The organism is Kitasatospora sp. GP82 (assembly GCF_029892105.1).
GTDB lineage: Bacteria > Actinomycetota > Actinomycetes > Streptomycetales > Streptomycetaceae > Kitasatospora.
The window spans coordinates 208,474-222,858 of the sequence record NZ_JARZAJ010000009.1; the positions used below are offsets into that span (position 1 = coordinate 208,474).

Genomic DNA, 14,385 nt, shown 5'->3' on the forward strand with positions numbered 1-14,385 from the left:
CGGTCGCCTTTCGTTGATGGGGGCTCAGGGGTCAGCGGCGGATGCAGGCCATCCGGGGGTCGAAGAGCGGCTCGGCGGAGACGGTCGCCGGCAGCCGCTCGCCGAAGTACTCGATCTCGACCCGGTTGCCCGGCACAGTGGCCCGGGCCGGCAGCCAGGCGTAGGCGATGGACTTGCCGACGGTGTAGCCGTACGCCGCGCTGGTGACGTACCCGGCGGGTGACCCGGCGGCGTACACCGGCTCCCTGCCCATCACCACCGCGTGCGGATCGTCCAGCACCAGGCAGGACAGTCGGCGCAGCGGCTCGCTCCCGGCCGCGGCGAGCAGGGCGTCCCGTCCGATGAAGGGGCCCTTGTCCAGCCGGACGGCGAAGCCGAGGCCCGCCTCGTACGGGTTGTGCTCGGTGGTCAGGTCGGTGCCCCAGGCTCGGTAACCCTTCTCCAGGCGAAGGCTGTTGAAGGCGCTGCGCCCGGCGGCGACGGCGCCCAGCGTCCGGCCCTCCTCCCAGAGCATGTCCCACAGCCGCAGCCCGTTGTCGGCGCTGGTGTACAGCTCCCAGCCGAGCTCGCCGACGTAGCTGACCCGCAGCGCGGTGACCGGCACCTCGCCGAGGTACGCCTGCTTCGCCTTGAAGTAGCTGAAGCCGCGGTGCGAGAAGTCCGCGGTGGTGAGCGGTTGGACCAGGTCGCGGGCGAACGGGCCCCACACGCCGATGCAGCACGTGCCCGCCGTGATGTCGCGGACCTGCGCGGTGCCGTCGGCGGGGAGCAGCCGGGTGAGCCGGTCCAGGTCGAGGGGGGTGTTGGCGCCGACCTGGAACCTGTGTTCGCCGAGCCGGGCCACGGTCAGGTCGCTGTGGACCCCGCCGGACTCGTCCAGCAGCAGCGTGTAGGTGACCGAGCCGACCGGCTTGTCCAGCTGGTTGCTGGTGGCCCGCTGGAGCAGGGCGAGCGCACCCGGCCCGGTGACCTCCAGCCGGCGCAGCGGGGTCATGTCGAACAGCCCGACGCGTTCCCGGGTGGCCAGCGCCTCCGCCCCGGCGATCGGCGACCAGTAGCGCGAGGCCCACGCACCGCGCGGCGGGATGCCGCGGACGGCGGGCAGCCCGGCGTTGGCCTCGTACCAGTGCGGTCGCTCCCAGCCGCCGGACTCCAGGAAGCAGCCGCCGAGTTCGCGCTGCCGCTGGTGGAACGGGCTCACCCGGAGCGGTCGTGGCTCCTCGGCGGGTTGCAGCGGGTGCAGGATGTCGTAGACCTCGACGAAGTTCCGGCAGCTGCGCCGGTGCACGTACGAGGGGGCGAGCTGGACCTCCTCGAAGCGGTTGATGTCGCACTCGTGGACGTCGGTGCGCGGCCGCCCGTCGACCAGCCACTCGGCCATGGCGGCGGCCACGCCCGCGGAGTGGGTCACCCAGACCGCCTCGGCGACCCAGAAGCCGCGCAGCTGCGGTGCCTCGCCCAGCAGCGGGAAGCCGTCGGGGGTGAAGGAGAAGATGCCGTTGAAGCCCTCCTCGACCTTGCTCCGGGCGAGCGGGGGGAGCAGCTCGCGGGCGTCCCGCCAGGAGGGGGCGAAGTCCTCCTCGGTGAACGGCAGCATCGAGGGCATGACGTCGCCGGCTGCCAGGCGGTCGAGGTCGACCGGCATCGGGCGGTGGGCGTAGGAGCCGATGCCGATCCGGTCGGCGTGCTCGCGGAAGTACAGGTCGCGGTCCTGGTGGCGGAGGATCGGCAGCAGCGCCTCGTCGGCCTCGGTGGCGCGCGAGCGGGCGAGCGCGGGCAGCGGGGTGGTCCTGGCGTACTGGTGGGCCATCGGCAGCAGGGGCAGGGTCAGGCCGGCCATCCGGCTGATCCTCGGCCCCCAGAATCCGGCGCACGAGACCACGATGTCGGCGGCGAAGGTGCCCCGGTCGGTGACGACGGCGGTGACCCGTCCGCCCGAGGACTCGATACCGGTGACGGTGTGGCGGGGGAGGAACCGGGCGCCGCGCGCCGTTGCCCGGCGGGCCTGCGCCTCGGCGGCCCGGACCGCGTTGGCGAGGCCGTCGCCCGGGGTGTGGAAGCCGGCCAGGACCCGGTCGCGGTCGAGCAGCGGGTGCAGCTCGGCACACTCCGCGGGGTCGAGCAGGCGGCTCTCGACGCCCCAGGCGGTGGCGTATCCGTGACGGCGTTTCAGCTCCTCGACGCGCTCCGGGGTGGTGGCCACCTCAAGGCCGCCGACCTGGCGGAAGCACCACTGTCCGTCCAGCTCAAGGCCGCTGTACTTGCGGACGGTGCAGGCGGCGAAAGCGGTCATCGTCCTGGACGCGTTGGTCTGGAAGACCAGGCCGGGGGCGTGCGAGGTGGAGCCGCCGGTGGCGAACAGGGGGCCCTGTTCCAGCACCGTGACATCCGTCCAGCCGCGTGCGGTGAGTTCGTCGCTCAGGGCGCAGCCGACGATGCCGGCACCGATCACCACGACTCTGGGCGAGCCCTTGGGGGCGACGTCGGGGGCGGGGGCGACTTCGGGGCGGGCTGCCATCGCTGGGTCCGTCCTCTCCGGAGGTAGGCCACAGTTGCGCATTATGCAAAATAGCTCGCTATGAGGAACAGCGTCGGGCTCGCTGTCGAGGGCTGTCAAGACGACGTCGCCAACTCGCGGACGTTTACGGCGGATTAACTCGGTTGTATTGACGTCGATGGGTCCGCCTCCCATGCTGAGGCGGCATCGAGTTGCGAATGAGGACAGACGTCCCGTATTGCGCAACTCAGCTCAGGAGGCGGTGGCGTGCAGCCCATCAGTAACCCCAACTCCCTGCTGATCGGCGGCTCCTGGACCGCCGCCGCGGACGGTCGCGAGCGTCGTGTCGTCAACCCCTACGACGCGACCGACCTGGTCATGGTCGCCGAGGCGTCGGCACTGGAGGCCGAGTCGGCGGTATGTGCTGCCCGGGCCGCCTTCGACGAGGGCTCCTGGGCGGCTGCCCCGGCCGTCCGGCGCGCGAGCGTGCTCACCGCCACCGCGGAGGCGCTGCAACAGCACCGCGAGGAGCTGGCCCTGCTGGAGACCCTCGACACCGGCAAGACGCTGACCGAGAGTCGGACGGACGTCGACGACGCCACGGCGGTACTGCGCTACTACGCGGCGCTCGTCACCGCCGATGCGGGGCGGACCGTGGACACCGGGCGGGCGGACGCGGTCAGCCGGGTGGTCCACGAGCCCGTGGGCGTCTGTGCCCTGATCACACCGTGGAACTACCCGCTGCTGCAGATCTGTTGGAAGGTCGCACCGGCACTGGCCGCCGGTAACACGCTGGTCGCCAAGCCCAGCGAGCTCACCCCGCTGACCACGATCCGCCTCTTCGAACTGCTGCAGGAGCGGCTGACCGAGGCCGGTGCCCCGGACGGCACCGCAAATCTGCTGCTCGGCCCCGGAGTTGTCGGGGCGGCCCTCGCCGAGCATCCGATGGTGGACCTGGTCTCCTTCACCGGTGGGCTGGCCACCGGCCGCTCGGTGATGCGCGGGGCCGCGGGAACCGTCAAACGGGTGGCGCTGGAACTCGGCGGCAAGAACCCCAACATCGTCTTCGCCGATGCCGACCTGGACGCGGCCGTGGGCTTCGCCCTCACCGCCGCCTTCCTGCACTCCGGTCAGGTCTGCTCGGCGGGCTCCCGGCTGCTTCTGCACCGCAGCCTGCACGAGGAGTTCACCGCCGAACTGGCCCGGCGCGCCGACCTGATCCGACTGGGCAGCGGCCTGGCGAAGGAGACCGAGACCGGCCCGCTGATCTCCGCCGAGCATCGCGCGAAGGTCGAGAGCCACCTCGCCGGCGCCCTCGCCGAGGGCGCCGTCCTCCGCGCGGGTGGCACTCGCCCGACCGAACCGGACCTGAGGAACGGGTACTTCCTGCGGCCGACCGTCCTCGACGGCTGCCACCCGGGGATGGCCGTGGTGCGCGAGGAGGTCTTCGGCCCGGTCCTCACCGTCGAGACCTTCGAGGACGAGAGCGAGGCGGTGGCCCTCGCCAACGACACGCCCTACGGCCTGGCCGGCGCGGTCTGGACCAGGGACGCCGGCCGCGGCGAGCGCCTCGCCGCCCGGCTGCGGCTCGGCACGGTCTGGATCAACGACTACCACCCGTACGTCCCGCAGGCCGAGTGGGGCGGGCGCAAGCAGTCCGGTACCGGCCGCGAGCTCGGCCCGTCGGGCCTGCGCGAGTACCAGGAGACCAAGCACATCTGGCGCACCGTCAGCCCGGCGCCGCAGCGCTGGTTCGCCAGCTGACGCGGCAAGCCCCCCGAGCGCACCATCCATATCCTGCCTGCCTTGGAGCGTCCCCATGAGTGAGCGATCAGGCAACGCCGGACCGAGCGCCAAGACCGTGCCCGCCGCCTTGCCAGGGCCGGCGGGCGAGGACGGCCGCGACCTCGAACGCTTCGGCTACCGCCAGGAGTTGGAGCGCTCGCTCGGCTCCTTCTCCAGCTTCGCCGCCGGATTCAGCTACATCTCCATCATGACCGGCGTCTTCCAGCTCTTCGGCTTCGGGTTCGCCTCCGGCGGGCCGGCCTTCATCTGGACCTGGCCGCCGGTCTTCCTGGGCCAGCTCGCCGTCGCCCTCTGCTTCGCCGAGCTGGCCGGGCAGTTCCCGCTGGCCGGTGGCGTGTACCAGTGGGCGAAGCAGATCGCCCGCCCGGCCACCTCGTGGATGTCCGGCTGGATCATGGCCATCGGGTCGATCGTCACGGCCGCCGCTGTCGCCGTCGCCTACCAGGTCATCCTGCCGCAGGTCTCGCTGGCCTTCCAGATCGTCGGCGGTGCCGACGATGCCGGTCAGACGGCCACGCCGAACGGCGCCGAGAACGCGATCCTGCTCGCCCTCGGCCTGGTGGTGTTCACCACCGTCGTCAACATCGTCGGCGTCCGCCTGATGGCGAAGATCAACAACCTGGGCGTGGCCGTCGAACTCATCGGCGTCACCCTGCTGATCGCCATGCTCGCCATCCACATCCACCGCGGCCCGCAGGTCGCACTGCGCACCCACGGCGCCGGCGCCGGCCACTCCTGGGGCTACCTCGGCGCCTTCCTGGTCGCGTCCATCATGAGCGCCTACGTCTTCTACGGCTTCGACACCGCGGGATCACTGGCCGAGGAGACCAGGGAGCCGCGCCGCCACGCCCCGCGAGCCATCATCCGCGCGATCACCACCGCGTTCGTCGCGGGAGGCCTGCTGATGCTCGTCGGCATGATGGCGGTCGGCGACGTCAACGCCCGGGAACTGGGCACCCTGGGCATGCCCTACCTCATCAAGTCCACCCTCGGCACGGGTCTGGGCGACGCCTTCCTGGTCTGCTCGGCGATCGCGATCACCGTCTGCTGCCTGGCCGTTCAGACCGCCGCGATCCGGTTGCTGTTCGCCATGGCCCGCGACGGCGGGCTCCCGTTCAGCCACGCGATCGCCAGGGTCTCGCCCCGCTCCAGGACGCCCGTGGTGCCCGCCGTCCTCACCGGCGTGCTGACCATCGCCCTGCTCCTGGTCAACATCGGCAACCAGCGGGTGTTCTACATCCTCACCTCCGTCGCCATCATCCTGTTCTACATCCCCTACCTGATGGTCACCGCACCGATGCTGCTGCGCCGGCTCCGTGGCCGGTGGCCGGTCCCCGGACACGGGCCGTACTTCAACCTCGGGCGCTGGGGCACCGCGGTGAACCTGGTGGCCGTTCTCTACGGCGGGGCGATGACCGTCAACCTCGCCTGGCCGCGCGCGGCCGTCTACGGCAGCGACCACTGGTACTACCGGTGGGGCGCCGTCGTCTTCACCGCCGTCATCACGGCCGTGGGCGCGGGCCTGTACCTCGCTCGGCGCCGGAGCCTCGGGCCGGCTCCGTCCACCGCGGGCCCGGTGCGGGAGAAGGTCTGACGGGCCGTCCGTGACGGGCGCCGAAGACCCTCCGAAGACCCCTCACCCGCCGTTCACCCGACGTACCCGAGCCGGGCCGAGATCTCCTCGGCGGCGGCCCGCACCACAGCCGCCACCTCCGGGATCCGACGCTCCGTCAGCCGGTAGGAGGGCCCCGATGCGCTGACGGCGGCCACCACCTGCCCGTGGTAGGCGAAGAGCGGTGCGGCGACGGCGTTGAGACCGGTCTCAAGCTCCTCGACGGTGCAGGCGAAGCCGTCCGCACGGACCTTCCCCAGCTGCTCGCGCAGCTTCCGGGGATCGGTGATGGTCCGCCGGGTGTAGGCGGTCAGCGGCTCGGCGAGGCGGCGTTCCAGCGCGGCCTCCGGCAGATGGGCCAGCAGGACCTTGCCGCTGGAGGTGGCGTGCAGGGCCGTGCGCTGGCCCACCCAGTTGTGCGTGGTGACGGCCGAAGGGCCCAGCACCTGGTCGATGTTGACGGCGGCGTCACTGTCGAGGATCGCCACGTTGATGGTCTCCGCGACGTCCACCGCCAGGCGCTCGCAGATCGGCCGGCTCTGCTGGGACAGGTCCAGCCGGGCCGTGGCCGCGCCCGCGAGCCGGACGAGTCCCAGGCCCAGCCGGTACTTGCCGCGCTCACCCGGCTGCTCGACGAGGCCGCGGACCTCCAGGGTGGCGACCAGCCGGAACGCGGTCGACTTGTGCACGCCGAGCTCGGCGGCTATCTCCGTGACCCCCGCCTCGCCCCGGGCGGCCAGGAGTTCAAGGATCGTCACGGCGCGGTCCACGGACTGCACCGGGGACTCTGCCACGCGCGGGGTTCCCGACGGTCTGAAGCTGTTGCTCATGGCGCAACAATAGGCAGGGATTCCGGCCTCGTGAAGGGGATTCGGCGGCCCTCTTGACAGGGGTTCAGGCTGCCGAAACCATGATGCAGAGTTGCGCATTCCGCGTCGCGTTGATTATTGCGCAACGGAGGGGAGACTCCCACATGATCAGGGTGTGCCGCCCGGAGGACCTGCCGCCCGGAGAGGTCGTCCGGGTGACCGACGGCGTCCCGGCTCCGGTCGCGGTCTTCAACGCGGACGGCGAGTTCTACGCCGTCGACGACACCTGTACGCACCAGGACGCCTCGCTGGCCGACGGCTGGCTGGAGGGCCGCCTCATCGAATGCCCGCTGCACGCGGCCTCGTTCGACCTGCGGACCGGCAAGCCGACCTGCCCGCCGGCCAGGCAGCCGCTCCGTACCCACCGGGTCACCGTGGCGGACGGCTACATCCAGCTGCACGTCACGGTCGGCGAGCCGGATCACCCCGCCTTGTGGTGACGGTAGAACTCGGCGTGATCCGGTTCGAGCGGTGTGTTGCCGAGGATGAGGTCGGCTGCCTTCTCGGCGAGCATCATCACGGGTGCGTAGATGTTGCCGTTGGTCACATACGGCATCGCGGCGGCGTCCACGACGTGCAGGCCGTCGACTCCGTGCACCTGCATGGTCGTCGGATCGACCACCGACATCTCGTCGACGCCCATCCGGCAGGTGCAGGAGGGGTGCAGGGCGGTCTCGCCGTCGCGGCGGACCCAGTCCAGAACCTGCTCGTCGGTCTCGACGGCCGCGCCGGGGGAGATCTCGCCGCCGCTGAATTCCGCGAAGGCGGGCCGGCCGAGGATGTCCCGGGTGGCCCGGATCGCCTCCACCCACTCGCGGCGATCCTGCTCCGTGGAGAGGTAGTTGAAGCGCAGAGCCGGGTGGCGGCGCGGATCGCGCGACCTGATCTTCACCGAGCCGCGCGCGTCGGAGTACATCGGGCCGATGTGCACCTGGTAGCCGTGCCCGCCGGCCGGGGCTGAGCCGTCGTAGCGGACGGCGACCGGCAGGAAGTGGAACATCAGGTTGGGGTAGTCGACGTCCTCGTTGCTGCGGACGAAGCCGCCGCCCTCGAAGTGGTTGCTCGCTCCGGGGCCCTTGCGCAGGAAGAGCCACTGGGCGCCGATGAAGGGCCTGCGCCACAGCTTCAGTTGGGGCTGCAGCGAGACGGGCTGCCTGCAGGCGTGCTGCACGTAGACCTCCAGGTGGTCCTGGAGGTTCTCGCCGACGCCCGGCAGATGGTGCACCGGTGTGACACCGAGCGCCGACAGCTCGTCCGCGTTGCCCAGGCCGGAAAGCTGCAGCAGCTGGGGCGAGTTGATCGCACCACCGCAGAGGATCACCCTCCCGCCCCGTACGCGCTGCGGCGCGCCGCTGCGGCCGCGGGTGAACTCCACGCCGACGGCCCGCCTGCCGTCCAGGAGCACCCGGGTGGCGAACGCCCGGGTCAGCACCCTGAGGTTGGGGCGGCGGAGGACGGGGTGGAGGTACGCGCGGGCGGCGCTGAGGCGGCGGCCGTGCCGCAGGTTGCGGTCGAACGCGGCGAAGCCCTCCTGGCGGTGGCCGTTGACATCGTCGGTCAGCGGGTAGCCGGCCTGCTGCACGGCCTCGAAGAAGGCGCTGAACAGCGGGTTGGTGACCGGCCCGCGTTCGAGCACGAGCGGCCCTTCGTGCCCTCGGAAGACGCCGTCCCGGTCGGCGAGGCAGTTCTCCATCCGCTTGAAGTACGGCAGGCAGTGGGCGTAGTCCCAGGTCTTCATGCCGGGGTCGGCACCCCAGCGCTCGTAGTCCAGCGGGTTGCCGCGCTGGAAGATCATGCCGTTGATGCTGCTGGAGCCGCCGAGCACCCTGCCCCGGGCGTGGTAGATCCGGCGCCCGTTCATGAAGGGCTCGGGCTCGGACTCGTACTTCCAGTCGTAGAAACGGTTCCCGATCGGCATGGTGAGGGCCGCCGGCATGTGGATGAGGACGTCCCACAGGTAGTCGGGTCGCCCGGCCTCCAGGACCAGCACCCGGTTGCCGGGGTCGGCGCTGAGCCGGTTCGCGAGGGCGCAGCCCGCCGAACCCCCGCCGACGATGATGAAGTCGTACTGCTGCAAGGTCATGTGAGTTCCTGCCCTGGCTCTCTTTCGGCACCCGGCGGGTGCGCTACCGAACGGGGCTTGGACCCTCCGGCAATGGGGGGTGGGTGAAGGAGCGCCCGCCGCGTCAGCGGCTGATGTCCGGGGCGGGGTGCCTGCCCCGGCGTCGCTCCTTGACCCGCGCTCCCTGTTGCCGGTCGGTCTCAGTACTGCGAGGTCGGGTCAACGGCGCCTGGTGGCCGGACGGATCGAGCAGATGGGTCGACCGGCAGGTTTCCTCATACGGAACCGGCTTCTGATGGCGCAACAGTTTTCCGGTGGCGTCGGACGGCGTCAAGACGTACACGGCCCCTTGACGGCTGTTGTCGTAGGCGCAACAGTGTGCGTAGTCCGAGACACTGTCGAGGGGCTTGATGCGATGTCCCACGAACTGCCCGAACACCCCGACTGGTTGTGGCGCACCCCCGACCCGAAGCGGGCCTACGACGTCGTCATCGTCGGTGCCGGCGGCCATGGACTCGCCACCGCCTACTACCTCGCCCGCGACCACGGCATCACCGACGTCGCCGTGCTGGAACGCGGGTGGCTGGCCGGCGGGAACATGGCCCGCAACACCACGATCATCCGCTCCAACTACCTGTGCGACGCCAGCGCCGCGATCTACGAGCACGCGCTCAAGCTGTGGGAGACGCTGCCCGAGGAACTGGAGTACGACTTCCTGTTCAGCCAGCGCGGTGTGCTCAACCTGGCCCACACCCTCCAGGACGTCCGCGAGGGCATCCGGCGCGTCCACGCGAACCGGCTGGGCGGCATCGACGCCCAGTGGCTCGACCCGGACGAGGTCCGTGCCTTCTGCCCGATCGTCAACACCTCACCGGAGGTCAGGTACCCGGTCCTGGGGGCGACCTTGCAGCCCCGCGCCGGCATCGCCAAGCACGATCACGTCGCCTGGGCACTGGCCCGCAAGGCCGACGCGTACGGCATCGACCTGATCCAGGGCTGCGAGGTGACCGGCTTCGTCCGCGACGGCGAGCGCGTCGTCGGAGTGGAGACCACCCGGGGCCGGATCGGCGCCGGACGGGTCGCGCTCGCCGCAGCCGGGCACACCAGCACCCTGGCCGATCTGCTGGGCCTGCGGCTGCCACTGCAGAGCCACCCGCTCCAGGCCCTGGTCTCCGAACTGCTCGAACCCGTACACCCGACCGTCGTGATGTCCAACCATGTGCACGTCTACGTCAGCCAGGCGCACAAGGGCGAGCTGGTCATGGGGGCGGGCATCGACTCGTACAACGGCTACGGCCAGCGCGGCTCGTTCCACCAGATCGAGCACCAGATGGCCGCCGCCCTCGAACTGTTCCCGATCTTCGCCCGTGCGCATGTGCTGCGCACCTGGGGCGGGATCGTCGACGTCACCCCGGACGCCTCCCCGATCATCGGCAGCACGCCGATCGAGAACCTCTACCTCAACTGCGGCTGGGGGACGGGCGGTTTCAAGGCGACTCCGGCCTCCGGCCGGGTGTACGCGGACACCATCGCCACCGGTACACCGCACCCGCTGGCAGCGCCGTTCGCGCTGGAGCGTTTCACCACCGGGGCCCTCATCGACGAGCACGGCGCCGCTGCCGTCGCCCACTGACCCTGCGGGAGGACGCATGCTGCTCATCGCCTGTCCCTGGTGCGGCGAGCGTGACGAGGTCGAGTTCCACTACGGCGGCCAGGCCCATGTCGCCTACCCGAGCGACCCCGAGGCACTCTCCGACGCCGAGTGGGCCCAGTACCTCTTCGTCCGCGACAACCCCAAGGGGCCGTTCGCGGAACGCTGGTCGCACGCCGCCGGGTGCCGTCGCTGGTTCAACGTGGTCCGCCACACCGTCACCCACGAGATCCTGGCCGTCCACCCGGCCGGCCGGCCGAAGCCGGTGATCGCATGACCCAGCCCCACCGCCTCGCCGACGGCGGACGTCTCGACCGCAGCACCCCCGTCCGGTTCACCTTCGACGGTACCGAGTACACCGGGTACCCGGGCGACACCCTCGCCTCGGCGCTGCTCGCCAACGGCGTGATCGAGGTCGCGCCCAGCCTCTACCGCAGGCGTCCGCGCGGGATCGCCACCGCCGGCGTCGACGAGCCCCACGCGCTGGTGCAGGTCGCCGAGCCCATGCTGGCGGCCACCACGGTGGAGCTGCACGACGGACTGTCGGCCACCAGCCTCCCAGGACTGGGCCGGCTCGATCAGGCGTCCGACGAGGCCGTCCACGACAAGATGTACGGCCACGCCGACGTGGTGGTCATCGGCGGCGGCCCGGCCGGACTCGCCGCCGCTCTTGCCGCCGCCCGCTCCGGGGCCCGCACCGTCCTGGTCGACGACCAGCCGGAACTCGGCGGCGCCCTGCTCAGCGGGCACGAGGAGATCGGCGGCCGGCCGGCCCTGGAGTGGGTCGAAGCCGTCCGTGCCGAGCTGTCCGACACGGCCGAGGTACGGATCCTCACCCGCTCCACGGCGATCGGCTACCACGACCAGAACTACCTGCTGATCGCCGAACGCCGTACCGGTCACCTCGGCCCGCAGCCCCTCCCGGCCGCCGGCCGAGGGAGGCTCTGGCACGTCCGCGCCCGCCAGGTGGTCCTGGCCACCGGAGCGCACGAGCACCCGATGGTGTTCGCGGGCAACGACCGCCCGGGGGTCATGTCCGCCGCCGCAGTGCGCAGCTACCTCAACAGGTACGCCGTGCTGCCCGGCCGCCGAGCGGTCGTCCTCACCACCAACGATCACGCCTACGGCACCGCGCTCGACCTGGCCGCCGCCGGCGTCGAGGTGGCCGCGCTGGTCGACACCCGTCCGCAGCCGCCCGTCGCCCTGGCCGAAGCCGCCCGCCGGGCCGGGATCGAGGTGCTCGCCGGCTCGGCCGTGGTGGGTACCTCGGGCGACACCCGGATCGCCTCGGCCCGCATCGCCGAACTCGCCCCCGACGACACTCTCCGGGGGCCGGTACGCGAGTTGGGCTGCGACCTGCTCGCCGTCTCCGGCGGTTGGAGCCCCGCCGTGCACCTGTGGAGTCAGTCCCGCGGCAGTCTGCGCTTCGACGAGGCGCTCGCCGCTTTCGTCCCCGCGCAGGCGGCGCAGCAGGTCCGGGCCGTGGGAGCCGCGCGCGGCACCTACGACCTGGCCGGCTGCCTGCGCGAGGGGTCCGCCGCCGGAGCGGAGGCCGCGACGCTCGCCGGTTTCGAAGCCGCCGCCCCGCCGGTACCGCCGAGCGTCGGCGACCCGCGGCCCGCCCTGCCGCGACCGGTCTGGCTGGTACCGGCCGAAGAGGGCGAACCGGCCACCTGGCGCGACCACTTCGTGGACTCGCAGCGCGACGCCACCGTCGCGGACGTGCACCGGGCGATCCGGGCCGGGATGCGCTCCATCGAGCACATCAAGCGCTACACCACCATCGGCACCGCGCACGACCAGGGCAAGGCCGCCGGGCCCACCGCGATCGGGGTCATCTCCAGGCTCCTGGGCGCGAGTTCACCGGCCGAGGTCGGCACCACGACCTTCCGCGGCCCGTACACCCCGGTCTCCTTCGCGCTCCTGGCCGGCCGCGAGCGCGGCGGGCTCTTCGACCCCGTCCGCACCACGTCGATCCATCCCTGGCACGCCGAGCACGGCGCGGTCTTCGAGAACGTCGGCCAGTGGAAGCGCCCCCGCTACTACCCGCGCCCCGGAGAGGACATGGACGCCGCCGTGCTGCGCGAGTGCCGCGCGGCCCGTGGCGCTGTGGCCGCCATGGACGTCTCCACGCTCGGCAAGATCGACGTCATCGGCGCAGACGCCGGAGCGTTCCTCGACCGTGTCTACACCAACGGCTTCGCCGGACTGGCCGTGGGGTCGGCGCGTTACGGCATCATGTGCCGCCCCGACGGCATGGTCTTCGACGACGGCGTCACCGTACGCCTCGCCGACGACCACTACTACCTCACCACGACCACGGGCAATGCCGCCGCCGTGCTCGACTGGCTGGAGGAGTGGTTGCAGACCGAGTGGCCCGAACTGCGGGTCCACTGCACCTCGGTGACCGAGCAGTGGGCCACGGTCGCGGTGGTCGGGCCCGAGTCCCGAGCGGTCCTGGCAGACCTCGCACCGGACCTGGACGTGTCCAAGGAGGCCTTCCCGTTCATGACGGCACGTCAGGCCACGCTGTCGAACGGCATCCCGGCCCGGATCTGCCGCATCTCCTTCTCCGGTGAACTCGCCTACGAGATCAACGTGCCGAGCTGGTACGGCCTCGCCGTCTGGGAGGCGGTGCTCGCCGCGGGCGAAGGGCACGGCATCACCCCGTACGGCACCGAGACCATGCACGTGCTGCGCGCCGAGAAGGGCTACCCCATCGTCGGGCAGGACACCGACGGCACCGTCACCCCGCAGGACCTCGGCATGGAGTGGATCGTCGCCAAGCACAAGCAGTTCATCGGCAAACGCTCCTTCCGCCGCGCGGACACCGCCCGCGCCGACCGCCGCCGGCTCGTCGGACTGCTCCCGCTGGACCGCGCCGAGCTGCTCCCCGAAGGTGCCCAACTCATCGCCGACGAAACCGCGTTGACCGGCCCACCGGTCCGGATGATCGGCCACGTCACCTCCAGCTACCGCAGCGCCGCACTGGGGCGCACCTTCGCGCTGGCCCTCGTCGAGCGCGGCCGGGACCGGATCGGGGAGAAGGTCTACGCGCCGCTGCCCGACGGCCGCCTGGTCGCCGCCACCGTCACCGAACCCGTCCTCCTCGACCCGAAGGGAGCCCGCCGTGACGGTTGACGGCCTCCGGCGCAGTCCGCTCGGCGACCTCCCCGAGACGCTCGGCCACGGAGTACGGCTGCGCGAGATCCCCTTCCTCACCCAGCTGAACCTCCGCCTCGCACCCGGCGGCGGAGCCGCTGCCCGCGTCGCCGAGGTCCTGGGCGCAGCGCTGCCGACCGAGCCGAACACCGTCACCGACTCCGGTGACCTGCGGCTGCTCTGGCTCGGCCCGGACGAGTGGTTGATCGTCGGCCCGGACGGCGCCGCTCCGGACACCGAGGGGCGGATCCGCACCGCCCTGCCGGGCGAGCACGCCTGTCTGGTGGACGTCTCCGCCAACCGGACCACGCTCGAACTGTCCGGGCCCGGTGCCCGCACCGTGCTCGAGAAGGGCTGCGCCCTGGATCTGCACCCGCGCGCGTTCACGCCGGGCCGCTGCGCGCAGACCCTGGTCTCCAAGGTCAACGTGGTGCTCGACCAACTGGACGCCGAGCCGCGCTACCGACTGCTCGTCCGTGGCTCGTTCGCGCGCTACCTCGCCGACTGGCTGCTCGACGCGATGTCGGACACGGCGCTGATCGGTTGACCGGCGCTCACCGTGCGGATGGTCCTGGAGGCGCTGAGCCGGTTCGCAGGCGCTGTGCGGTTACGACCTGCTGCACGTTATCTATCCGTCGAGTAGCGGTATGCGCGGGGCCCGCCGGTACGCGATCACGCCGCCGGCATCGGTGACATCGCACGGGCAGCTCTTGTCCCCGAAACGCC

At 71.6% G+C, this 14,385-nt stretch carries 10 protein-coding genes; 7 read left to right on the plus strand and 3 right to left on the minus strand.

The window, feature by feature from the left end; translation table 11 throughout:
• Positions 1–31 precede the first annotated feature (31 nt).
• Positions 32–2,518 (minus strand): FAD-dependent oxidoreductase, encoded by a 2,487-nt coding sequence (locus tag P3T39_RS12100; protein WP_280697490.1) that lies wholly within the window; start codon positions 2,516–2,518, stop codon positions 32–34.
• Between the two features lie 255 nt (positions 2,519–2,773).
• On the opposite strand from P3T39_RS12100, the gene P3T39_RS12105 reads away from it, so the two are divergent.
• Positions 2,774–4,261 carry an aldehyde dehydrogenase family protein gene (locus P3T39_RS12105; RefSeq protein ID WP_280697515.1) on the plus strand — a complete coding sequence of 496 codons (1,488 nt, stop codon included), beginning with the start codon at positions 2,774–2,776 and terminating at the stop codon, positions 4,259–4,261.
• 55 nt (positions 4,262–4,316) lie between these two features.
• The gene (locus P3T39_RS12110; protein ID WP_280697491.1) at positions 4,317–5,897 is read left to right on the plus strand and encodes an amino acid permease; all 1,581 of its coding nucleotides are present in this window, start codon (positions 4,317–4,319) and stop codon (positions 5,895–5,897) included.
• A gap of 53 nt (positions 5,898–5,950) precedes the next feature.
• Here P3T39_RS12110 and P3T39_RS12115 read toward each other — a convergent pair whose 3' ends face one another.
• Complete coding sequence (locus P3T39_RS12115) at positions 5,951–6,745, minus strand: IclR family transcriptional regulator (protein ID WP_280697492.1); 795 nt, start codon at positions 6,743–6,745, stop codon at positions 5,951–5,953.
• 143 nt (positions 6,746–6,888) lie between these two features.
• Between P3T39_RS12115 and P3T39_RS12120 the strand changes: the two genes are divergently transcribed.
• Complete coding sequence (locus tag P3T39_RS12120; protein WP_280697493.1) at positions 6,889–7,224, plus strand: bifunctional 3-phenylpropionate/cinnamic acid dioxygenase ferredoxin subunit; 336 nt, start codon at positions 6,889–6,891, stop codon at positions 7,222–7,224.
• Here the strand turns inward: P3T39_RS12120 and betA are convergent.
• Complete coding sequence (gene betA, locus P3T39_RS12125; RefSeq protein WP_280697494.1) at positions 7,206–8,867, minus strand: choline dehydrogenase; 1,662 nt, start codon at positions 8,865–8,867, stop codon at positions 7,206–7,208. The two genes, P3T39_RS12120 and betA, sit on opposite strands and share 19 nt — an antisense overlap.
• Before the next feature lie 394 nt (positions 8,868–9,261).
• Here betA and P3T39_RS12130 point away from each other — a divergent pair, with 394 nt between their 5' ends.
• Genes P3T39_RS12130 through P3T39_RS12145 form a run of 4 tightly spaced genes read left to right on the plus strand, consistent with a single transcriptional unit; the run spans position 9,262 to position 14,206 of the window.
• Positions 9,262–10,479, plus strand: a complete 1,218-nt coding sequence (locus P3T39_RS12130) for a sarcosine oxidase subunit beta family protein (RefSeq protein ID WP_280697495.1) — start codon at positions 9,262–9,264, stop codon at positions 10,477–10,479.
• Between the two features lie 16 nt (positions 10,480–10,495).
• Complete coding sequence (locus P3T39_RS12135) at positions 10,496–10,774, plus strand: sarcosine oxidase subunit delta (RefSeq protein ID WP_280697496.1); 279 nt, start codon at positions 10,496–10,498, stop codon at positions 10,772–10,774.
• Positions 10,771–13,638, plus strand: a complete 2,868-nt coding sequence (locus P3T39_RS12140) for a 2Fe-2S iron-sulfur cluster-binding protein (protein WP_280697497.1) — start codon at positions 10,771–10,773, stop codon at positions 13,636–13,638. Before P3T39_RS12135 ends, P3T39_RS12140 begins: the two co-directional genes overlap by 4 nt.
• Positions 13,628–14,206: a sarcosine oxidase subunit gamma family protein gene (locus tag P3T39_RS12145; protein ID WP_280697498.1), complete on the plus strand. Its 579-nt coding sequence runs from the start codon at positions 13,628–13,630 to the stop codon at positions 14,204–14,206. The genes P3T39_RS12140 and P3T39_RS12145 overlap by 11 nt, the downstream gene beginning before the upstream one ends.
• Positions 14,207–14,385: the final 179 nt, after the last annotated feature.